The organism is Providencia sp. wls1943 (genome assembly GCF_009706275.1).
Classification (GTDB): Bacteria; Pseudomonadota; Gammaproteobacteria; order Enterobacterales; family Enterobacteriaceae; genus Providencia; species Providencia zhijiangensis.
In genome coordinates this window covers 27084-49885 of record NZ_WLTU01000024.1, presented here as the reverse complement: position 1 = coordinate 49885, position 22802 = coordinate 27084, and the positions used below count along the sequence as shown (strand labels likewise).

General features: G+C 40.0%; 23 protein-coding genes, 1 tRNA gene and 1 pseudogene. 11 read left to right on the top strand and 14 right to left on the bottom strand.

Annotated features, from left to right (window positions below; translation table 11 throughout):
- The first annotated feature begins 95 nt into the window (after positions 1–95).
- Positions 96–1253, top strand: coding sequence for an MFS transporter (locus GKR48_RS13090; RefSeq protein ID WP_154628389.1), 1158 nt, complete (start codon positions 96–98; stop codon positions 1251–1253).
- A gap of 45 nt (positions 1254–1298) precedes the next feature.
- Here GKR48_RS13090 and GKR48_RS13085 read toward each other — a convergent pair.
- Positions 1299–1805 (bottom strand): annotated as a pseudogene (locus GKR48_RS13085) (aldo/keto reductase); the annotation flags it as partial.
- Positions 1806–2259: 454 nt separating this feature from the next.
- Here GKR48_RS13085 and GKR48_RS13080 point away from each other — a divergent pair.
- Positions 2260–3153, top strand: a complete 894-nt coding sequence (locus GKR48_RS13080; protein ID WP_154628388.1) for a hypothetical protein — start codon at positions 2260–2262, stop codon at positions 3151–3153.
- 191 nt (positions 3154–3344) lie between these two features.
- On the opposite strand, the gene GKR48_RS13075 is transcribed toward GKR48_RS13080, so the two are convergent.
- From GKR48_RS13075 to GKR48_RS13060, 4 genes are all read right to left on the bottom strand, one after another.
- Positions 3345–3602, bottom strand: a complete 258-nt coding sequence (locus GKR48_RS13075) for a hypothetical protein (protein WP_006662104.1) — start codon at positions 3600–3602, stop codon at positions 3345–3347.
- Positions 3603–3996: 394 nt separating this feature from the next.
- Positions 3997–4359: a DUF1622 domain-containing protein gene (locus tag GKR48_RS13070; protein WP_154628387.1), complete on the bottom strand. Its 363-nt coding sequence runs from the start codon at positions 4357–4359 to the stop codon at positions 3997–3999.
- A 316-nt stretch (positions 4360–4675) separates the two neighbouring features.
- A complete protein-coding gene (locus tag GKR48_RS13065; RefSeq protein ID WP_036965219.1) occupies positions 4676–5107 on the bottom strand; it encodes a hypothetical protein in 432 nt (143 codons plus the stop codon).
- Positions 5108–5352: 245 nt separating this feature from the next.
- A tRNA-Ser gene (locus GKR48_RS13060) sits at positions 5353–5440 on the bottom strand.
- 194 nt (positions 5441–5634) lie between these two features.
- On the opposite strand from GKR48_RS13060, the gene GKR48_RS13055 reads away from it, so the two are divergent.
- Complete coding sequence (locus GKR48_RS13055; RefSeq protein WP_036951672.1) at positions 5635–5964, top strand: TusE/DsrC/DsvC family sulfur relay protein; 330 nt, start codon at positions 5635–5637, stop codon at positions 5962–5964.
- 7 nt (positions 5965–5971) lie between these two features.
- On the opposite strand, the gene GKR48_RS13050 is transcribed toward GKR48_RS13055, so the two are convergent.
- Entirely contained in the window at positions 5972–6250 is a 279-nt protein-coding gene (locus GKR48_RS13050; protein WP_230088672.1) for an acylphosphatase, read from the bottom strand.
- A 217-nt stretch (positions 6251–6467) separates the two neighbouring features.
- On the opposite strand from GKR48_RS13050, the gene hspQ reads away from it, so the two are divergent.
- Positions 6468–6788: a heat shock protein HspQ gene (gene hspQ / locus GKR48_RS13045; RefSeq protein WP_006813539.1), complete on the top strand. Its 321-nt coding sequence runs from the start codon at positions 6468–6470 to the stop codon at positions 6786–6788.
- A 75-nt stretch (positions 6789–6863) separates the two neighbouring features.
- Here hspQ and GKR48_RS13040 read toward each other — a convergent pair whose 3' ends face one another.
- Positions 6864–7277, bottom strand: coding sequence for a CoA-binding protein (locus GKR48_RS13040; RefSeq protein ID WP_154628385.1), 414 nt, complete (start codon positions 7275–7277; stop codon positions 6864–6866).
- A gap of 130 nt (positions 7278–7407) precedes the next feature.
- Between GKR48_RS13040 and GKR48_RS13035 the strand changes: the two genes are divergently transcribed.
- Positions 7408–7866, top strand: a complete 459-nt coding sequence (locus tag GKR48_RS13035; protein WP_132494534.1) for a methylglyoxal synthase — start codon at positions 7408–7410, stop codon at positions 7864–7866.
- Between the two features lie 103 nt (positions 7867–7969).
- Here GKR48_RS13035 and helD read toward each other — a convergent pair whose 3' ends face one another.
- Positions 7970–10024 carry a DNA helicase IV gene (gene helD / locus GKR48_RS13030; RefSeq protein ID WP_154628384.1) on the bottom strand — a complete coding sequence of 685 codons (2055 nt, stop codon included), beginning with the start codon at positions 10022–10024 and terminating at the stop codon, positions 7970–7972.
- A gap of 123 nt (positions 10025–10147) precedes the next feature.
- Between helD and yccS the strand changes: the two genes are divergently transcribed.
- Entirely contained in the window at positions 10148–12298 is a 2151-nt protein-coding gene (gene yccS, locus GKR48_RS13025; protein ID WP_286272645.1) for a YccS family putative transporter, read from the top strand.
- 66 nt (positions 12299–12364) lie between these two features.
- On the opposite strand, the gene GKR48_RS13020 is transcribed toward yccS, so the two are convergent.
- Positions 12365–12967: a TfoX/Sxy family DNA transformation protein gene (locus GKR48_RS13020; protein ID WP_181478311.1), complete on the bottom strand. Its 603-nt coding sequence runs from the start codon at positions 12965–12967 to the stop codon at positions 12365–12367.
- A gap of 268 nt (positions 12968–13235) precedes the next feature.
- Between GKR48_RS13020 and sulA the strand changes: the two genes are divergently transcribed.
- Positions 13236–13802 (top strand): SOS-induced cell division inhibitor SulA, encoded by a 567-nt coding sequence (gene sulA, locus GKR48_RS13015; RefSeq protein ID WP_154628383.1) that lies wholly within the window; start codon positions 13236–13238, stop codon positions 13800–13802.
- A 355-nt stretch (positions 13803–14157) separates the two neighbouring features.
- Positions 14158–15219 (top strand): porin OmpA, encoded by a 1062-nt coding sequence (ompA, locus tag GKR48_RS13010; protein ID WP_154628382.1) that lies wholly within the window; start codon positions 14158–14160, stop codon positions 15217–15219.
- Between the two features lie 118 nt (positions 15220–15337).
- Here ompA and matP read toward each other — a convergent pair whose 3' ends face one another.
- The gene (gene matP / locus GKR48_RS13005; RefSeq protein ID WP_154604226.1) at positions 15338–15799 is read right to left on the bottom strand and encodes a macrodomain Ter protein MatP; all 462 of its coding nucleotides are present in this window, start codon (positions 15797–15799) and stop codon (positions 15338–15340) included.
- A gap of 172 nt (positions 15800–15971) precedes the next feature.
- Here matP and GKR48_RS13000 point away from each other — a divergent pair, with 172 nt between their 5' ends.
- From GKR48_RS13000 to fabA, 3 genes are all read left to right on the top strand, one after another.
- Positions 15972–16148 (top strand): GhoT/OrtT family toxin, encoded by a 177-nt coding sequence (locus tag GKR48_RS13000; RefSeq protein WP_071992149.1) that lies wholly within the window; start codon positions 15972–15974, stop codon positions 16146–16148.
- Positions 16149–16345: 197 nt separating this feature from the next.
- The gene (locus GKR48_RS12995; RefSeq protein WP_272521234.1) at positions 16346–18082 is read left to right on the top strand and encodes a Lon protease family protein; all 1737 of its coding nucleotides are present in this window, start codon (positions 16346–16348) and stop codon (positions 18080–18082) included.
- Between the two features lie 96 nt (positions 18083–18178).
- Positions 18179–18697: a bifunctional 3-hydroxydecanoyl-ACP dehydratase/trans-2-decenoyl-ACP isomerase gene (fabA, locus tag GKR48_RS12990; RefSeq protein WP_036951692.1), complete on the top strand. Its 519-nt coding sequence runs from the start codon at positions 18179–18181 to the stop codon at positions 18695–18697.
- 123 nt (positions 18698–18820) lie between these two features.
- Here the strand turns inward: fabA and rmf are convergent, their stop codons facing one another.
- From rmf to pqiA, 4 genes are all read right to left on the bottom strand, one after another.
- Positions 18821–18991: a ribosome modulation factor gene (rmf, locus tag GKR48_RS12985; RefSeq protein WP_036951696.1), complete on the bottom strand. Its 171-nt coding sequence runs from the start codon at positions 18989–18991 to the stop codon at positions 18821–18823.
- A gap of 311 nt (positions 18992–19302) precedes the next feature.
- Positions 19303–19857, bottom strand: coding sequence for a membrane integrity-associated transporter subunit PqiC (pqiC, locus tag GKR48_RS12980; RefSeq protein WP_154628381.1), 555 nt, complete (start codon positions 19855–19857; stop codon positions 19303–19305).
- Positions 19857–21506: an intermembrane transport protein PqiB gene (pqiB, locus tag GKR48_RS12975; protein ID WP_336431165.1), complete on the bottom strand. Its 1650-nt coding sequence runs from the start codon at positions 21504–21506 to the stop codon at positions 19857–19859. Before pqiB ends, pqiC begins: the two co-directional genes overlap by 1 nt.
- On the bottom strand, positions 21503–22777 hold the full coding sequence (pqiA, locus tag GKR48_RS12970; RefSeq protein ID WP_154628380.1) for a membrane integrity-associated transporter subunit PqiA: 1275 nt from the start codon (positions 22775–22777) through the stop codon (positions 21503–21505). Before pqiA ends, pqiB begins: the two co-directional genes overlap by 4 nt.
- Positions 22778–22802: the final 25 nt, after the last annotated feature.

Below are 22802 nucleotides of genomic sequence, written 5' to 3'. Positions count from 1 at the left end.
AATCATTTGCTGATTTGGGTAATTAACCCCTCAATTTTTTGTGACATACTTAACGAAATTCAGTCATATATTTCTAACTTATTATCGAGACAATAATGAAAATTAATCTTCCTCTATTTGCCCTTGCGCTCGGTGCATTCGGTATCGGCACGACAGAGTTTTCCCCAATGGGACTACTGCCTGTTATCGCAAATAGCACTGGAGTTTCTATCCCTGTAGCAGGGATGCTCATTACCGCTTATGCCGTTGGTGTGATGGTGGGCGCCCCGGTCATGACATTACTGTTATCTCATCAGGCAAGAAGAAAAGCGCTAATTATTTTAATGTCTATATTTACGCTTGGAAACGTCTTATCTGCGCTTACACCCAATTATGAATTTTTATTGCTGTCACGAATTTTAACCAGTTTAAATCATGGTGCGTTTTTCGGGTTAGGGGCCGTCGTTGCTGCAAGCGTTGTTCCTGTAGAAAAACAATCAAGTGCAATTGCCACGATGTTTATGGGATTAACTATCGCAAATATTGGGGGAGTTCCCGCTGCGACATGGATAGGGAATACGATAGGTTGGCGTTCGTCATTTTTAATCACCGCCGGTTTAGGGGGCATCACGATGATTTTCCTATGGATATCACTTCCTAAAGGCAATGCTGGCGTGCGTCCTAATGTTAAACAAGAGCTATCTGTGTTGATGCGTCCACAAGTGTTACTTGCACTCTTAACAACCGCATTAGGCGCTGGTGCCATGTTCACGTTGTACACCTACATAGCCCCAGTACTTGAGTATCTTGCAGATGCGAGTACAGGCGTGATTACGGTCATGTTAGTTCTGATTGGTGTCGGTTTCTCAATTGGGAACTATTTAGGTGGGAAATTCTCAGATCGTTCTGTCGATGGGACGTTAAAAGGATTTTTACTATTACTTGCCGCCATCATGTTACTAATGCCATTTATAGCACAAAACTCAATAGGTGCTGCGTTCGCTATGGTCATATGGGGAGCCGCTACCTTTGGTGTTGTCCCGCCATTACAAATGCGAGTGATGCGTGTGGCAAGTGAAGCTCCAGGGTTAGCCTCTTCCGTGAATATTGGTGCATTCAACCTTGGAAATGCCATTGGTGCCGTTGCGGGAGGCGCTGTGATTTCGGGCGGATTATCTTATGCCTATGTTCCGGTCATGGGGGCAATTATTGCAGCCTTAGCATTAATTATCGTTTTGATAAATACACATCAGCAAAAAACACAAACGAACTAATTCGCCTATCACAATTAGCCCTTCCGTAATGAGGGGCTAAAATTCTTTTGCTCGCTCAACCACTTTGCGGTTTTGCAGATAAGGTGATAATTCGATTTGGTTGGTGGCAATATTTTCCGCACCAACAACTGCGACCGCTTCTTCCATCAATGGAATGGTAAAGTTTGATACACCAATTTCACGAGTTAAACCTTGTTTTTTCGCTTCTAATAACGCAAGCATAAACTCTTCAACAGAAACCGCATCATTTGGAGATGGCCAGTGGACCAATGTTAAATCGACATAATCTGTCTGTAAGTCGCTCAGGCTTTTTTTCAGGCTTGGAATCAGATTATCTTTGCTTAAATTCTCAATCCAAATTTTGGTTGTAATATAGAGTTTATCGCGTGCAATACCACTTTCAGCAATTGCCTGCCCGACAGCAGCTTCGTTTTCATAGATTTGAGCCGTATCAACCGCACGATACCCAACATCTAATGCATTTTTTACTGACGCAATCACAACATCATCTTTTAAACGAAACGTACCAACACCCATCATAGGAACAGTCATTGTGCTATCTCTCTTAAGTTTATTCATATTAACTATCAGAACTAATCATGTTCTTGATAACTTGATGTTAAAAAGAATAGGACATTAGGACTATTTTAAAAATAGTCATTCGCTCAATAATCTTTTGCTTAAAAGTCAATAATGAAGCTAACCAGTTGATTTATATATCAACATAACCGTAAACAGAAAAACACCCTGCAAATTAATCTCGTGGAACAGGAAATCATGCCGGCAATCTATAACATTGATAATAAATAATTATCATAGCTATGTTGAGTTTAATTTGTTTTACTGCAAGTTAATGTAATATAGCACTAGCGCGTTTCTTGACTATCTCAATTTATTCGCCGTTATTATTTTGTTTTTTCAATGAAAAAGTTACAATAACAACTTGAAAATCAAATGAAAAATAAAAAAACTTGTTATTTTACTGTTCACTTAAGGGGCATGACTAATGAATTTATTATCTTCTAGACAATTACTTTTGCTTTGTATCATTTTTACAAATAGTGCTTATAGTGATGAAAACTTAAACTCAGGTTACGCAAAACTGCTCGCGCTTTCGTTAACCGATGACATTAGTGCTTCCCAACTGAATTCTGACGGATTTAACTATGAAAAATATTCTTTACCCTATGAATTCAAAAACCTTTATGTAACAGATGATTATTCCTTTTCTATGCAATTAAAAGGTAATTACCTCAAAGTTAAATCTTCTCTCGTCAATGTGGATTCTGTCGGTAGCCTACGTGCTCGGTGGGATATTTTTAGTATCTCGGCAGCACCCAAAGTTACCTACCAAATAAATGAAAGATTTAGCGTAGAAAACGAGCTTGAATTCGGTTATGCAAATATGAGTAATAAATCCTCATTTCATGGTAGTCAGCAAATGAGAGAAATATTACGTGATGAAGGTCTATTAGATTGGGATCTCAACTCATTTCACGTAACACCTAAAGTTGGACTAAAAAACACCAATAAACTGGACAATAATGATGAAATAAATATATACGGACATTTGGCATATATGTTTGCGAACGGTTTTAAAAATGAAAAACAACTTAACGTCAATAGCAGTACAGGTACATGGTCTATTGGTGGTGAATACGTCATGACTGACCTAATCCACTTAAATGGCAGGAATTTCAGTCTAATCTTATCGAATGACATCGGTGGGTTCTATGGAAATAACTATAGAGAGCTATCATTCGGCTTTATTAATAATACTTCGCTAGCATTAGAAACGCCCATGAATATTTATGGTAGCAAAGTAAAAGTACAAGCTGGAATCGGCTATTTATCAAGCGATAATGCTCATGGGATAGCATTAACACTCGGCATTAGATAAGTGCTCAATTTCCATAATATGGCTTAAGCCGTGCAATATGACACAATGCTTGATTCAGTGATAAAACAAAAACAGTGCTAGAGGGTCATTTTATCAAGAACAATCGCAGTGCTGTAAAATATCAATACTATAAAATTGGAATCAAAAATACTGTTTGATAATCATAAAGAATATAGTATTCATATTTTTAGCTATTTATGATTAATTCTAAATTGGCGATTATTAAACCGACGATCTAAGTTTTTTTCAATTAACGAAATACTATTATTTTCAGTGTCTTCTCTCATTGATTCAATATCACCATTATCTTGTATTTTATTTTTTTTCAGTAAATACTCGATTTTCGTGCTCTGATATCCGCCACTCATATCGAGTGTTTGAGCGAGTACTGAGGCGCTAGTAAGCAACGCTATCACGATAAATAGTTTTGAAAATAACCGTTTTTTCATCATGTTCTCCTTAAATTAGAATCTAGTTTTAACCTATTCAACTGTCAAAAAGTAGTGCATTAAGGTAATGATTTGGAAAAAATTGTATATTTATAGGATTTTCTTCAATTAAAAACCATTTATTTATTAACAGGTTAAATTAAAGTGATGATTGCTAAATAAGGTATTGATAATCCATACTCAAAAAATTGTGAGTGACGACTTTACTCATAAGAATAATTAAGCATGATTAATACCAAAATCATGAAAGGGCTGGCATTCAGTATTGACTATTTAAAGTAAGCCATCGTACAAGGTGAAAGTTCACTCTTTGCGCCTTGTACAATCACTTAAATTTATATTTTCGCTACTGCATAACAAATAAACTCGCCACATTAACATCCATCATATCAGGCTATTGATGCTTACGTGTTTTTCCCTTCGATTCTTCAACTAAAGGGTTGTGCTCTAGCTCTTTGGCAAGAAAGTAATTTAAGAACGTTCTAATCACAGCGATAATAGCCAGCTTAATGAGACTATCTAAATCAGGATCAACGGTCGTGAGTAAAATATCCGCTGCAAGTTGAAATTCTAAAGCCATTGCCAGCCAGTTACCGAAATAAAAACGAGCAACTCTGCCATTCTTAACTGTAATTAGAATATACAGTGTTTTCACCAGCCCTATAGCAACGCACGTTACTGATATTGCCTCAAGAAAAAGCTGTAAATAATTAACACTTGAGATTAACAGCTCACGTAACACAATCAGATCTGGCATTACATCCCCCTAAAAATGTATTTTGACGCACTGATATAATACGCATTCACTTAGCCAATAAGCGTATAACTCTGGATACATTCAAGTTTTATCTTTCATCTACCTACTTGAAACTCAAGCTCTATTTAACCAGGCTAGTCATCAGAATAAAGCGGCTATAACGAGACGAATTCGGCATAGAAACATGGCGAGGATCTTCCAGATAAGCTGGATTAAACAAAAAAATTTAGCACATTATGAATGTACTCATGGGCGAGCTTAACTGATTAACTCGCCCACATTAAACCTGAAATAGATTATAAATAATAACGGTTAATCACCACATTGGATCGCATTCAAAATCACTAAACGTTTTCTTGTGGTTTTTAGGTGAAGATGTGAATTTACCTGCTGGTTTGTTATTTACGTATACTTCAAATGTTGATGTTTTTTTTATCGCATCAGTAAAACTCACCCACGCATTGGCACCATTCCTCGTCGTTGTGTTTTCAGGTATGTAGTATGCTTCATCATCAATTAGAAATGATATATCCCCAGTTAACTGTTGACCATCATGATAAACTGACACTCCGTTATCAAATCCCTCTCCCGCGCCAACATTGCATGCAATGATGACGGAATCATTAGATTCGTTGGTGAGGCTGTATTCGGAATAGCCTTGAGCAAAGCTACTTGACCATATATTAGGCACTGCCCATGACGCTGTTGAAAACCCCAAGATTACCCCAGCTATTAATATTTTTTTCATGTATTTCTCCAATTTTTTTTAAGTATACTTTATCGGAATGACTCTTATTCTTAGAGAAATCAAATATTTAAACAATAATTCTCCTAATGAGGTACTCACCAATACTTAATTTATATACAAAAACGGTGCAATAGGTTTTAGACGTGTAGAAAAATATTAGTAGACGTTGGAATAATGGGATTTAGTTGGAATGCTTGATTTACTTGGGATTGGAAGACTTTGGAGGATGTTACTAGAAGTGAATATGGCGGAGGAGGAGAGATTCGAACTCTCGGATGGTTTCCCATCGGCGGTTTTCAAGACCGCTGCCTTCAGCCGCTCGGCCACCCCTCCGCAATGACGAGCACTATAATCATCTGCGCTTTCAATGTAAACCCCTAATTTGTTCGTTCGCTTTAAAAATAAGCGCACATGAGTTCAATGGATGAAATTATCAACATTTTTTCCTATTCCAACAGGGTTTACTTGGGTTATTGCTGGTTTTTTGCTAAATTTGCGGTCTACTTTTGTTTGGATAGAAATTAAGTATGTTGGTTTTTAATAATCAAGAAATTGAAACAGACTCGCAAGGCTACCTACTTGATAGCCAACAATGGAGCGAAGATCTTATTCCGCTACTCGCTGCGCAAGAAGAAATTGAACTCACTGATGAGCATCTCGAAATTATCCGTTTCGTTCGTGCATTCTATTTAGAATTTAATACATCACCAGCGATCAGAATGTTAGTTAAAGCGGTTTCTCAGCAATTTGGGGAAGAAAAAGGCAACAGCCGTTATTTATATCGACTGTTTCCTCAAGGCCCTGCGAAGCAAGCAACAAAACTTGCAGGTCTTCCTAAACCCGTGAAATGCATTTAAGAACACATTAATAGCGGACGGAAAAATCCGCTATTGGTTCCGTATGCCAACTTTCACTAAAGTAGTGATCGATTTTAGCGCCCGGAGGCCCGCCCGCTTTCAGCCAGTCATCGACAAATTCAATATCCTGCTCGGAACCATAAATAGCCAGTTTCACACTGCCATCATCCCGGTTATAAACAAAACCTTTGATCCCATTTTGATTCGCCCAATGATAGGTTTGGTAACGAAACCCAACACCTTGAACTCGTCCATAAATATAGAAATAGCGACCTGTTGCTGTCATATAAGCCTCCGATGTCATTACTTAATCAATTAAAACCCTCTGGCGCAGTTGTTTTTTATTCATTCAGCAGATAATCTGATTATTGAGGCACTGCTTTTCGTTATTACTTAAAGACAGTGTATTGCGTTATGAGTAATTGTCCACACATTGGCTTGAAAACGCACAGCACTGCCCACATGTAGTTTACAGCACAAGCAAGGCTTTTAAGGAGGTCGCTATGATGATCACCAGTAAATATGGAATCGGGCAACAAGTCAGACACAAACTTCTCGGCTACCTTGGGGTAGTTGTTGATGTTGACCCTGAATACTCGCTCGACCAACCACATGATGATGACATTGCATCCAACAGTACATTACGCGATCTGCCTTGGTATCATGTCGTCATGGAAGATGATAATGGGGAAGCGGTTCATACTTATTTAGCAGAAGCACAGATTACTTATGAGATGACTGATGACCATCCGGAACAACCTTCTATGGATGAGTTAGCAGAGTCGATAAGATCCCAATTACAAGCTCCGCGTCTACGTAACTGATCATGAACGCAATCCAGTAAAGCAGCCCACCAGCTGCTTTATTTTTTTACATTACCGTCGATGAACACGCGATACTTATTTTTCCAAACCTAACGCTGGAATTTCTTGTTTAGGGCATTTATCCATCACGCACTGTAACCCCGCATTCACAGCAATTCTTTGCGCCTCTTCACTAATAACCCCTTTTTGCAGCCATAAGACTTTAGCTTTAATAGCGACGGCCTCATGAGCAACACCGACTGCAGCATCAGCATTTCTAAAAACATCAACCATATCAACAGGGTTAGGGATTTCACTCAGTTGGGCATAAACTCGCTGCCCTAATAATGATTGTCCCGCGAGCTTCGGGCTCACCGGAATAACCTGATACCCTTGGTGTAAGAGGTATTCCATGACTTCATAGCTTGGGCGGTCTGTACGGTCACTCGCACCAACTAATGCAATTGTCTTAACGCTCGTTAGAATTTCAGCAATTTCTTGATCTCTCATCAAAATATCTCCCAAAATCAGTAAACTATTCATATGCATTATGATATATGTTGTACATCTTTGTTCACTCAATTTTTAAGATGCGTGACCGTTATCTATTTGTGATGCCAATCTTGTTTAAGGGAACCTCATGGAATCTACCACCCGAAAAATCGCAGCCTCAAAAAATATTGCCTTAGTTGCCCATGACCACTGTAAATCATCCTTACTCGGTTGGGTAACCAAAAATAAAACGAAATTAAGCTCACACAAACTGTTTGCAACAGGTACCACTGGGAGCTTGGTTAATAAAGAAACTGGTTTACCTGTTACCGGTATGTTGAGCGGCCCAATGGGTGGTGACCAACAAATTGGCGCCATGATTGCAGAGCAGAAAATCGACCTACTCATTTTCTTTTGGGATCCATTAAATGCCGTTCCTCACGATCCTGATGTCAAGGCGCTTCTGCGATTAGCCACTGTTTGGAATATCCCTGTGGCCACCAACCCTGCTACCGCTGATTTTCTGATTACCTCCCCTTTCTTTGATGGGGAAATTGATATTGTGATCCCTGATTATCAAAGCTATTTAAATAAACGCACTAATTAATAGTACGCCGGAAAATAGCCGTAAATGAATAAAAAACTGCGCCATCGGTATACTCAATGGCGCAGTTTTCATTTTTAATGAATTGAATTTTAATACGCGAGTTTTAAGGCTTTTTCTGCCTAGGTACACCCATTTGCCTTAGCTCTTCAACAAATTCAGACGGATTATCAGGGTTATACAATAACCATGCTTGCTGCTTCGCTCTCGTCAACGCCACATAAAATAGTCGTCGTTCTTCCGCATGTTCAAAATGTTCAGGTTGTGGCAATAAAGCGTCTTCAATAATCGACTCCCGAGCAGGCGCTGGGAATCCCTCTTTGCCACCATTTAAACCACAAATAATGACATGATCCGCCTGTTGGCCTTTCGATGCATGCATGGTCATAAATTGAATTTTCAATTTCGGCCAGCGTGTTTCCGCTTTCTTTAGAATTTCCGGCTTTAAATAGTGGTAACGAGCCAAAATTAAGATATTTTCATCATCTAAAACATAACCGCTCATTTTATCCAGCAAACGCTCTAGCGCATCTTCATACAATAAAACGACTGATTTTTTATTACCTTTTATCAGGCTGTTTAATGGCTTATCTAACTGACTTGGGTTCTGTAATACAAAGCGATTCGCGATATCACCAATGCGTTCATTAAACCGGTATGTTGTATCTAATGCGCATAAATCCCCTTCACCAAAATGCGTTTTAAATGACGTCGTCAAATCCAATTCAGCGCCACTAAAGCGATAAATTGCCTGCCAATCATCACCGACTGCAAATAAACAGGTTTGCTTATTTTGTTGGCGTAATGCATGTAATAATTTGGCTCTTAGTGGTGAAATATCTTGGAATTCATCAACTAAAATATGTTTCCACGGGCTAATAAAACGCCCTTTTTCAATAATGTTGACCGCTTGATGGATGAGGCCGGAGAAATCAATCGCACATTCATCTTTGAGAGCACTCTTCCAAGCTTTCAATAGCGGAGCCATTAAACGAATTCGTTTTTGGAATAGCGCACGAATTTCTTCCCGTGTATTGTCAATCATCTCTTTTTGGCTACCGCCATGAGAGCGGATCAAGCTCAACCAGCGCTCTAGTCGAACGACTACTTTGCGACTGATTTTTTCATCATTCCAAAATTCACCGTCAGGAATATTCCATTGCAATTCTTCTGACAGCCACTCTCGCCAACCTTTCGCTTGGGCTTTTTTACTGGAGCACTGCTCTCGCCATTCATTCAACAAGAGAGATTGGCGCTTTTCGGTATCCGACTCTAACGCACTAATTATTGGTGACTTATTGCTACCTTCGCGGATAATCTGCAATGCAAGTGCGTGAAATGTCTTCGCCTCAATCTCTTTTTGTTGTAAACGAGATTGAATCCGCTCATTCATCTCTTCCGCAGCTTTACGTCCAAATGCCAATAATAAGATTTGCTCAGGTTTAGCTAGCTCTCTTAATAGAAGCCAGCCTGCCCTTGCAACCAGCACCGATGTTTTTCCGCTACCCGCTCCTGCTAAAACTAAAACATTATCTTCGCCATTAATGACGGATAATGATTGAGAATAATTTAATGGAGAGGATTCAATATGTTGGAAAAAATCATCATAGCGCGTTAGAACTGACTGACACCAATTCTGGTTATTTTGTTTGCGACATTGTTCACTATTCGTTAGCCACTGCCTGCAAAATTGGTAATGTGCGGCACAGTTTTCAAATAAAGGCATTCGAACGAGGGGTAAAGGAAGTGATGAAAACTGCTGAGTGATCCTTTCTTTTATTGATTGCAAGCTACGTAAACTTAACCACGCATCTTGCTGAGTTTGTTGTAAAATCGACTGAGTTAAAGACGTCAATACTTGAGCACTGACTTCGCTCATTTCAACGCTCCATTGCTGCCATTTTTCATTCAAAAAATGGTAGAAACGCTGAGTTTGTTTCCACTCTGTACCGTGCAAACGAACGACTTGTTCATCTAAAATTTCAAATTCCAATTCCCCCCAGACGATCCCACGCTTACAGCGAATATCGACTAGCTCATTGAAGGGAATCAGGTATTGATGGTTTTCACCACTAACTTCGATGCCTGCATTAAGTAAGCGAACCCGATTATAGGGATGCTGAGCCAGGCGCTGTCCAATCTGTGTCGATTTCAGTTCCATACGTTCTGCACCTGTGTGAATCATTCGTGAAAATAATCAAAGCATAATTGCTAATAGTTTTTTATTCTACGTAAACACGTTATTCTATATAGATAAGGATTTGTCTTACCACTGAGGTACTTTGTGCTAACGCTGCTAACCAGTTATCGTCGTGTGCTCTATAACAGCCATATTTTATATTATATCCGAATCTTAATTGCGCTGACAGGCACAACCTTGGTTCCATGGCTTTTAGGCTTAGAGCCTAAAGTTACGATCCCTTTAACTCTAGGCGTTGTCGCTGCCGCACTCACTGACTTAGATGATAGATTGACTGGCAGAATAAAAAATTTAATTATCACTTTATTCTGTTTTTTAATTGCCTCAGTCTCTATTGAATTACTTTTTCCTTACCCTGTTTTATTCTTTTTTGGGTTAGCATTCTCAACCTGTGGTTTTATCTTACTTGGCGCATTAGGGCAACGTTATGCCACTATCGCTTTCGGTGCTCTGCTAATTGCAATATACACCATGCTTGGCGTACCTATTTTTGATACGTGGTACATCCAACCTGCGCTCTTATTAACTGGTGCCATTTGGTACAACATTCTCACTCTCATCGGGCATATCCTTTTCCCTGTTCGCCCACTACAAGATGCCATTACGCAATGTTATCAGCAGCTTTCAGCTTATCTTGATGCAAAGGCAAACTTATTTGATCCTGACCTTGAAGATGACTATCAGCAATCAGTCTATGATTTAGCCTTAGTGAACAGTACGTTAGTCAGTACGATGAATCAGGCAAAAATTTCGCTACTCAGCCGATTGAAAGGCGACAGAGGCCAACGGGGCACGCGTAATACATTACAATATTACTTTGTCGCTCAAGACATTCATGAACGAGCTAGTTCATCACATATTCAGTATCAACAGCTTAGCCGCCGTTTGCGCCATTGTGATATTTTATTTCGCTTTCAACGCTTATTAACCATGCAAGCAAGAGCCTGCCAGCAGGTCGCTCAATCCGTGTTATGGCGCAAACAATATCAACATAATCCGCGCTTTGAACGCACATTTACGTATATTGAAAACTCCTTGCAGCTACTCCAGCAACAATCTCCTGAATTACATGAAATCAAAGCATTACGAAACTTGCTAAAAAATCTCAAAGGGATTGATGTGCAACTCAAAGGCTTGAGCCTCGGTCAAGCCTCTTGGCAGCAGAATAATAAGCAAATTGAACAGTTATCTGATGAATCCGTCTCTGGTATTCGTGATGTATTTGCTCGATTCAAACATCATTTAACCCCAAAATCCTCGCTGTTTCGCCATGCCGTGAGAATGTCAGCCTTACTTTGTACTGGGTATTTGATTATTCAACTGTTTGATTTGGAACGCGGTTATTGGATATTACTCACGAGCTTATTTGTTTGCCAACCCAACTATAATGCGACTAAGCGCCGCCTAGCATTGCGTATTACAGGCACTTTGTTAGGGATCGCCATCGGCTTACCTTTACTCAATATCGTGCCATCCATTGAGGGACAACTCACGCTGATCGTGATCACAGGGCTCCTGTTCTTCATGTTCCGTAGCAGTCAATATGCCCAAGCAACGCTGTTTATTACGTTGCTCGTGCTATTTTGCTTTAATTTACTCGGTGAAGGCTTCGAAGTTGCACTACCTCGAATTATCGACACTCTCATTGGCTGTTTTATTGCATTACTTGCCGTCAGTTTTATTTGGCCTGACTGGAAATTTCGACAATTACCGCAAGTGGTGCAGAAAACGATGGATAGCAACTGCCGTTATTTGGATGCTATTTTACAGCAATATTATCAAGGTAAAGATAATAGCTTGGAGTACCGTGTTGCGAGGCGTGACGCCCACAATAATGATGCAGAATTTGCTTCAATTGTTTCAAATATGGCATCGGATCCTAAGTCATACCAAATTACGCAAGAGCAAGCGTTCCGCTTACTGTGTTTAAACCATACATTACTGAGCTATATTTCAGCCCTCGGCGCCCATAGAGAGCAGATGCAAAACGAAGCTAATCTTGCCTTATTAAATGATGCAATCTGCTATATCGAATCGTCTATTCAAATCACATCTTTAGATCCCGCAATGATTGACGAAAAATCAGAGCGTCTAAGGGTGAGCCTACTGAATCGCATTGACCATGCCTCCAGTGATGACGATGAGAAAACCGTACTGATCATGGAACAGACTAAATTGCTGATTGAATTAATTCCTGAAATAAAATCAATGATTAAACAAATTAGCTTGTCATAAAATAAACTGATGAGCGGGCATTAAAACCTATAAATGGCCATGCCCGCTGATTTGAAAGAATAAAAATTAATTCATACTGTTAAACCAGTTAATGAGCTCCTGTCGAGTTCGAGAAGGTAATACTTCACTATGGCAACCCTCGATAGCCGCAGCCAATCCAATCAACTGTTTTACACTTGGTATCAGCTTCCCATGCTGTTTTAGTTTCAAGAAGCACGCTTTAGCGCCTATCATAATGAGATCTTCTGCATGGAAAATCCCAATCTTCCCAAGTGCCCTCTCCATTGCCATATTCATATTTGGCAAGTCCTTGATGCGTACCGCCGCCGACTCTCTTTGTTGAGTTTCTTCCATGGCTGAACGGTATGCTAATTCAATGATGTGACTCAATATTAATGGGTCACACCAAGCCTCTTCCGGAAGTTGGTAGTAGCGCATCTCTAGCGGGATGCCTCTTTTACTATAAACCAACCGCTCAAACCCGACTGATTCAAAGTAACTACGAGAAAACAAGCATCCACGAACATAAAATTGCCCATCCAGTACCAGTCCCACAAGTGCATTATCAATACACAAACAGTATCCACCAAAGTGGTTTTTCTTTTTCAGTGCACCAAACTGACCCAAAATTTGCTGTAAAAGGGAACTTCTTTCATTTTGTAATGACACTTTTCCATCTCCTTATGAATAAAAAAAATACAATCGTCCTTGAGGTTCAAGCAATAAAAAAACAACTGTTTTTACATATAATTATGCTTAATTGATTTTAAAGTTTCAGTTAAAAATGCCAAGTATAACTCGCATAAAAACCACAAAGTTGCGAAGCGCTTTGTAAAAATAGCCTTGATATTGTATAAATATACAGTTACTGTATGTTCATACAGCACTTATCTCCATGAAACATTGTTCTACATGTAAAATTGTAGCGAGGTGAATTATGAGTATTTCTACTTGGAATAGCGCAACAACACATTCTCTTAATCATTTTACTAATGATAGCTTCACGCATGAGCGTCTTACCCATAGCAATTTAAGCACTGCAACCTCAACAGTGAGTTTTGCAAATAGCTCAATGCAACATGGTATGGTGAGCGAGTTAGTTTATAACGAACAACACCCAATTATGGATTACATCTTGCTACCCATGTTGCGCCAGTTTGGTATTCAATCACGTTGGCTATTATGGCTGAGCCCAAATAAAAAACTGAGTAAACACTGGCTAGAACAAGCTGGTTTACCCGTCAATAAAATCATGCAACTTAACCAAGTTAATTCAATTACGACCATTGATGCCATGGAAAAAGCATTAAGAAGTGGTAATTACAGTGTCGTATTAGGATGGTTGCCAGAAATAAACGAGCAAGATTTTGTTCTTTTACAAAATGCAGCAGAAGCAGGTCATTCGATGGGATTCATTATGAGGCCAGAAAAAGCATATAATACAAGCTCAGCGGATATTAGACATCAAAACATTTTAAAGATTCACGCCAATAACATTCACTAAACAACAATAAGATTTTTCTTACGAAATTTTACATTCATAAAGATAATTATAAATAAAAAATACTTAAACACTTTAAAATCAATGGGATACTTTTATTAACAACAAAATGAGTAATATATTTATCTCTCTGATTTCAACGGCAAAAAAAGACTTTTTTTAACCTTTATTGCTTACCATACTTGTATCTTTTGGAGTTCGTTGTAGACTTTAGCCTGTTAAGCTTATGACATTATTTTTTTACTTTTCGTAAATTTTTGTGGATAATGTCAGCTGAACCTAGCAATTAAATTGAACCAATGGCAAATAATAAGGCTCACGAAGCCAAGCCAATATTGGATGATAACGAGGCGTAAAAATGAAAAAGACAGCTATCGCGGTAGCAGTAGCAGTAGCAGCGTTTGCAACTGTTGCACAAGCAGCTCCAAAAGATAACACTTGGTACACTGGTGGTAAATTAGGTTGGTCTCACTACGAGCACGCTAAATTTACTGATGAAGATGGTGACACCGTTGGTACTGGCAAAAAAACTCGTGACCAATTAGGTGCGGGTCTGTACGCAGGTTACCAATACAACCAGTACATGGGCTTCGAAATGGGCTACGACTGGTTTGGTAAAATGAAGTACAAAGGTGACAACCCAGGTAGCGTTTCTTCAATGGGTGTTTCTCTGACTACTAAACTGAGCTATCCAATCATGGAAGACTTAGACGTTTATACTCGTCTGGGTGGTATGGTTTACCGTACAGAAGCTAAAGTTAACGCTCTTGGTAAAGAAACTGACACTGGCGTTTCTCCAGTTTACGCACTGGGTCTTGAGTATGCTATCACTCCAGAATTAGCTACTCGTTTAGACTACCAGTGGGTTAGCCGCATGGGTGACAAAGACAACATCGGCGTTAGCCCAGACAACGGCATGCTGAGCGTTGGTCTTGCATACCGTTTCGGTCAAGAAGCAGCTCCAGTTGTTGCTCCAGCAGTAGTTGCTGAGCCAGCAGCTCCAGTTGTTGAAAACAAACGCTTCACTCTGCGTTCAGACGTTCTGTTTAACTTCAACAAAGCAACTCTGAAACCAGAAGGTCAGCAAGCACTGAACGAACTGTACAACGAACTGAGCAACATCGACCCAACTCAAGGTCGCGTGCTGGTAGTTGGTTTCACAGACCGTATCGGTTCACAAAACTACAACCTGCCACTGTCACAAAAACGTGCTCAGTCAGTAGTAGACTACTTAGTATCTAAAGGCGTTCCAGCAAGCGCAATCACTGCTGAAGGTCGTGGTAAAGAAGATCCAGTAACTGGTAACAAATGTGACGCAGTTAAAGGCCGTGCAGCTCTGATCGAGTGTTTAGCGCCAGACCGTCGCGTTGAAATCGAAATCCAAGGTACAACTGAAGTTGTAACTCAACCAGGCGCTTAATTTATAGCCCTAGTTTGAATTTCGAACTGAACATAAAAAGCCCCAATTTATTGGGGCTTTTTTTTCATCCTCAGAAAGAAAGATCGTCACAATCTTCTATTTGGTCAACTAAAGATCGTTACTCTTTCTCCGACTTACCTAAGATCGCTTGAAGATCATGCTTCAATAAGCTCATTTGGCTCTCATACTTATCTTTATGTTCCGCATCTTCAATTAGCTGAATAATTGTCTCTGATAAAGTTTTATTCCGTTTTACTGCCAAATTAGATAGTCGCTGCCAAACCGAATAATTTAAATCGATCGACTTTTTTCGAGTATGTGGATGCTCAGCATTAAAGTGTCGTTTGCGACGCGCACGAATACTCTGTTTCATACGGTTATCCAATTGAGGGGACATATGATCTGCAATCCACTTCAATACATCCACTGGCGTATTTTCCAGCTTTAACAGCTGCTCAATTGCCTCTTGCTCCGCACTTCTTTCTATATATCGGGTAATAGGCTCCCCGCTTCTCGCTTTATTGACTAGATATTCCCATTTCCAGCCACATTCAAGATTTTCAAGTTGCTGATATTTCATATTTTTTCCCGAAGAAAATCGTACCTATCATTATATTAGCAATAATATAGGAAAAATGCTCAAGGTGGATTTCATTTAATCGATTATCTATTGATTAACACAAAGAAAATAACAGTAAATAAAAAAATAGTGTACAATTCGCATCCACACGTTAACAAACCACTAAAATCGCATGTCCACTTTTGAACACATACTTCTTATCTATGGGATTGGAGGAGTATGTTCAGCGTTATTCGCCCTGCTAGTAACCAAAGATCCTAGTTTTTGCATGAGACTATTGAGTGCGCTTCTGATTGGCTTTACATGGCCACTGAGTTTACCCGTTGCCCTCATGTTTTCTTTATTCTAACTCGATATTTCGACAAATATTGCTGCAAGATTAGCGCTCAGAGGCTAATATAACACTCTTAAGCCGAAGATATTTTAAGGTAATAAATTAGCCTGAAATTGTATATAAAACAGATAGTACAGAAATAAACTCAGGCACATGCGCCCTGCTGATTAGCAGGCATTTATTGATAACCATACTAATAGCAGATAATTATAGTGATCAGTCAAGAATTAACATGGCAAGGCCTAACTCCTAACTTATCGTCTTTTCAGACAAAATTTGTCTCTTCAGCGACGTTGACTCCATCAACACTGGCTGATATTCAACCAAGATTATTCGATGGGATGCAGCATTTCATTCGTGAATATGCTCAAACGCGCTTTATGTTCATCAAGTCTGACGAAAGTGAAGAGTATCTCAAACTATTTACTGACACTATCACCCCGCTATTGGATAAAACCCAATCTATCAATGGTGATTATCAATTATCTGAAGATAAGCAACGATATCAGTGGCAAAACGATGTTACCGGTCGTTTTTCCTCACATGAAAAAATTGCTTACCGCCACTGGATTGAACCAGAACAGCTGTTTGGCTATATCACGCCAAATCAAAATTTAGTCCCAGGTTTACTACACCAAATTAACGGTGGAGTCCTCATTATTTCTGCAACTGCGTTGGTCACTCAGCCATTAATGTGGACACGTCTAAAAAATATGGTGACTCGCCGTCAATTAGAGTGGCTGCCACATAGTGAAAATCAAACACTACCAATTGAAATTGAGCCTCAGCCGCTTGAACTTAAAGTGATTGTTGTCGGTGATAGACTCATATTAGAAGAATTTGAATTTGCAGCTCCTGAGCTGTTTGATTGTTCAATATATGCAGAATATGAGCCTCTCATGTTTTTCGAAGACGAAGAACAATTAAGCTTATGGATGAATTTCATTAAATTCATAGTGAACAGTAATCAGCTACCTGAAATTGCAGCTGACGGCTGGCCTGAATTTATTTTGCAAGCGACACGTTGCTGCGAAGATAAATACAATTTACCTCTTGATATTAATTGGTTAACTCGTAAATTAACCAATGCAACTCAATACGCTAACGAAGGTCATTTAACGGCGGAATCATTCTCTCAAGCCGAAGAGAATCGTTTATGGCGCCATTCCTTCCTTGTTGAGCGTAATCAAGACGACATTCTGCAAGAGCAAGTTTTGATTAAAACTGAAGGGGAAGTTGTCGGGCAAATTAACGGGTTATCCGTCTTACAGTATCCTGGTTACCCTGACGCAATTGGTGAACCATCACGGATCACCTGCGTAGCACATCTAGGCGATGGTGAGTTTACTGACGTCGAGCGCAAGGCAGAATTAGGTGGCAATATTCATGCAAAAGGCATGATGATTATGCAAGCATACCTTAACTATGAATTAAAATTAGAGCAGCCGCAGCCCTTCTCTGCCTCTATTGTATTTGAACAGTCTTATGGTGAAGTTGATGGTGATAGCGCATCATTAGCTGAACTGTGTGCCTTAATTAGCGCATTATCATTGCAGCCTATCGACCAACAAATTGCCGTCACTGGCGCTGTTGACCAATTTGGCTATGTTCAACCTATTGGCGGCGTTAACGAAAAAATTGAAGGATTTTTTGATATCTGCGATAAGCGTGAGCTAACAGGTAATCAAGGTGTCATCATCCCAATGTCTAATGTGCGCCATCTATGTTTGAAACAAGAAGTTATAGAGGCAGTCAAGGAAGAGAAATTCCATATTTGGCCTGTCGAGCACGTTGCTCAAGCGATTTCTATCTTAACGAAACAACCTTACTTTGAACAACAAGTAGAAGGTGATAACGTACACTTGTTAGCTTTAATTCAAGAACGCATAAACCAAGCAAATTCACCGGATAAGTCTAGATTACCTTGGTTTTTAAAGTGGATGGGCTAAGTAAAGATTGAGTAAATATTAGCTGATCGGAGTTGTTCAGCGTACAAGTGTAAGCTATTCTGTTGACCTACACATAATAAAGGCTATCTGAAGATCATGGTTGATAAACGCGAATCCTATACGAAAGAAGATTTAGAGGCTTCTGGAAGAGGCGAATTATTTGGGGAAAATGGTCCTCCATTGCCATCAGGTAATATGTTGATGATGGATCGCATCATCAAAATGACCGAAGATGGCGGTACATTTGATAAAGGCTATGTTGAAGCTGAACTGGATATCAATCCAGATTTATGGTTCTTTGGTTGCCACTTCACGAATGACCCTGTTATGCCTGGTTGCTTAGGCCTTGATGCTATGTGGCAACTGGTTGGTTTTTACCTTGGTTGGTTAGGCGGCGAAGGTAAAGGTCGTGCGTTAGGTGTTGGTGAAGTGAAATTCACTGGACAAGTATTACCGACTGCAAAAAAAGTCACTTACCGTATTAATTTTAAGCGCGTGATTAACCGTAAGTTAATTATGGGATTAGCGGATGGTGAAGTACTGGTAGACGGCAAACTGATTTATGCTGCAACAGACCTGAAAGTCGGCTTATTTAAGGATACAAGCGCGTTCTAATCGCGGCTTGCCTTAAATGCAAACCTCCGCAAATGCGGAGGTTTCTAATTTTTTGGGGATTATATTAAATTATGCGTTAAATAATTTCCGCAAGTTAATCTAATTATCCTCGTGAATGACCAATTAAACGGCTACTGCCGCTCTGTCCTCCATCGCTTTTCGCCAACCACCTAGCCAATGCGAACGGGCATCTACAGCCTGATAAGGACATAACTCTTTGGAACGTCCAGTTAAACCTGCTTGATAACCTCTGGATAACGCTCTTTCTAAACGGTCTCGCTTCTGTCTTTTCATGCCTTACTTCCCTCATCATTTAAATGGAAAAGAAAACAGCATCTATTTTTGTTAATAGATACACTATACAAATAGCGCCCGTCCATAAGAAATGCAAGTAAAGAATTTCATATTATTGTCATAATTATGATAAATGTGACCTACCTTTCGAGATAATCACAACCTACTGATATTCAAATGATTAAAAATAAATTCATTATTTATCAATTAATTAAGTTTTTTTAATATCCTCTTTTTGAATTGTAAAATAACAAAAAAATGCACTACGTTTTACGGTAGTGCATTCATTTCACAACAAAATCACTATCAGATTATGGTTTGCTTATCTCTTGGGCAATATCTGCAGCGACTTTTTGCCAACCACTCGCTAATGTTCTGACTAATTCAGGATAACCATCTTCATGCTGTTCTAATTGGATATCAAAGTTGCGGCGTACAACTTTGTCGCCACGCATCAATGTCCAAAATCCCTGCACTAAAACTTTCCCATCATAACGACCATTAAATGCCGTTAGAGTGATATCTAACGTTTCAGGTGAGTTCTGCAAAGGTTGTAAAGAGATAAATCTATCTGGTAACGCAGAAGATAGTTCACGCACCATTGATTGCCCCAATTGCTGCTCTAACGGACTAGCCCATAAATGCGCACTTGCGTTCGAATAAGCCACATCGGACGTTTGGTAAGTGATCCCATTTGATGTCAGCACATCTGCCAGCGTAATACGCTGCAGCCAGATTTGGCCTTTATCCATCACAGCCGCAGATTGAACTTCAGGAGCCTTCATAGGTAACTGATAGTACATCTTATCAGGGCTGCTACTACAAGCTGCCAGTAGAAAAACACCTATCGCTAATAGATATCTCATTATTTTTTCACTCCTTTAGGCACAACGTCCTTGCTTGGCTCAGCTTCAAATACGAGTGCATTGCTCTTATTATTCAGCGTACGCAGTAGTGGTTGTACTTCACGCAGTACCTGATCTAACCTCTGCATATCATCAACCATCTTGTTATACGCTGGTGAGCCCGGTTGGAAGCCTTGCATGGTTTTGTTCATCTCTTTCAGTGATTTTTGCATATCCGTCGGCAAGTTTTGGAACTCTTTGCTCGACAACAACTTATTCAACTGCGTGAACATCACATTCGCTTCTTGAACCAGTTTTTGACCTTCAGCCAATGTTTGAGTTGTTTGCTTTAACATAGGCTCAATTGGCATATTGTTGATTTTATCCAGCACGGCGATCACTTTCTGTTGGATCTGCGCTAAACCACCACTGTGTGTTGGAATAATTTTATAGCCTGCAATCACATAAGGGCCTTTATACTCTGGTACATCTGGAATAAAGTCGAGGTCGATATACAGTGCACCCGTTAATAAATTACCGGATTTTAACGAGGCTCTTAGCCCATTTTTCATCGCCAAATTCAGTTTATTTTTCAAGTTAAAGTCTTTACCGACATCCTTAGAAAAACGCTCTGGTTCGATATGAATAAGAACAGGAATGCGGAAGTTATTATCCAGTGATTGATCCAGGCCCGCTGTATAGAATGGCACTTGTGCCACTGTACCTAAGCGAATGCCGCGGAATTCTACTGGCGCTCCCGGCTGTAAACCGCGCACAGAGTCAGAGAAGAACAACACAAAATCTTGATATGTGGTGTATAACGAATCCTGAATGCTTGATTGAGTATCAAACAGTTCAAACTGTGCATTCTCTTTAACTGTTTCTCCAGGTACCCATCCTTCAGGTACATCAAAACTCACGCCACCAGTTAATAATGTCGCCACCGATCCCATTGAAACGTGTACCCCTTGGGAAGACATATCAAAAGCAATACCGCTGTCTTTCCAGAAACGCACGTTGCTACTAATTAATTTGTCATAAGGGGCATTGATAAACAGCTGATAACGCATATCGCGTTTATCCATATCAAAATTACTGGTTTCAACGGAGCCAACACGATAACCACGGAATAATACAGGGTCGCCAGCATTTAACTGCCCTGCTTTGTCGCTGGTTAAAATAATCCGTTTACCTTTAGCATCAGGGGACGCCAAAGGTGGCGTATCTAATAACGTAAACTCAAAATGTTCTTTTGCCGCTAACCCCGGCTGCAGTTCAATATAAGCCCCAGATAACAGAGTACCTAGCCCTGTTACTCCATCACGACCTATCGTGGGTTTCACTATCCAAAAGGCAGAATCCGAGCGTAGCAAATCTTCCATTTCAGGATTCAAGCGCGCTTTAATAATCACGCGGCTAAAATTAGAATCCAGGGTGACGCTTTCAACCACCCCAATATCCACGCTACGACTTTTAATTTTGGTTTTACCTGCTTCAACCCCTTCCGCACTGTAAGTGATTAGCGTCACTTCTGGGCCTTGATGGCTGAAATGGTAAAACATGATCCAAGCACCGATGAGTAGAGTCACAATTGGGATCACCCAAACCGGTGACCAGCTCTTTAACTTACTCACTTTAGCATTGGCCTGTGGTGTTTCTTGATCTGTCACCCTGCGGCTCCTTCTTGTTCAACAGTCTTAACTGCATCTCTCTTTTCACAACGATCCCATGTTAAGCGAGGATCAAATGTCATTGCGGCAAACATCGTTAAAATCACCACGACGCCAAAGAAAATAACCCCCTGTGCGGGCACGATGTTCATTAACTGCCCCATTTGAACCAATGCAGTCAAAATGGTAATCACAAACACGTCGATCATTGACCAGCGACCAACATACTCTACCAGCTCATAAATAAAGTGCATTCGATGAGGGTCACGGTTACCAAATCCTTGAGAATCGAGGCATAACCACGCTATACCAATCATTTTCAAGGAAGGCACCATAATACTGGCAATAAAAATAATCATGGCGACGGGGAATGAACCATCTTCCCAAAGAAGGATCACACCATCCATGATAGTAGAAGGCAGCCCACTGCCTAAGGCGTTTGTCGTCATCACCGGCAGAACGTTTGCAGGAATATAAAGCAAAATAGAGGTTAACAATAATGCTAAAGTCCACTGCAAACTTTGCTTTTTACGTACGCTACCATGGGCATGGCAACGCGGGCATTCATGTTGATCTGCTGGCAAAATCGCCGTACAAACTAAACATAAACGCACATCTTGGCTAATCCCTGTTTGCCCAACAACCAGCGGTTTATTGAGTTTGGGTGCCTCTTCAATTCGGTTCCATAACCAATGTCGATCTAGGCACTGAAACGCTCGCACTTGCATCATACAAAATGCGCAATAAGGGAGAAAACTCATCCCAATGCCAATATCACCATAAGCAATTAACTTAACAAAACTAACTAATACCCCCGCCAAAAAAATCTCCGCCATACACCACGATTTCATCTGAAAGAGAATTCGGGTTATAAGCACTTTTATTGATTTGGGAAGGTGAACCCGCACTCCTAACAAGATGATAGTCACCATGCAAAACGCGGGGATAATCAAAGAAAAGAGGAGAAAAAACAGCGCTAAGCCGCTGTAACGCGTCCCCATAATAATCTCGATGATTTGAAACATGGAGATTTCATTTTCAATGCCTGCTGCACTCATTTTTACAAATGGGAAAAGACAGGCAATTACCAGCATAATCAATGCACTAAATGCATATGCTGCGGGTTGCCTGTAAGGATAACGCCATTTGGATATGAGTGTTGTTTCACAACGCGGACATGTGGCTTTACTACCTTGTTCCAATTCAGGAACAGCAACCATCATGTCGCACTGTGGACAGAGCACATGTTCATGGGGCTCATGAGAACACAAGATGTTTTCTCTCCTTTTGATTCAA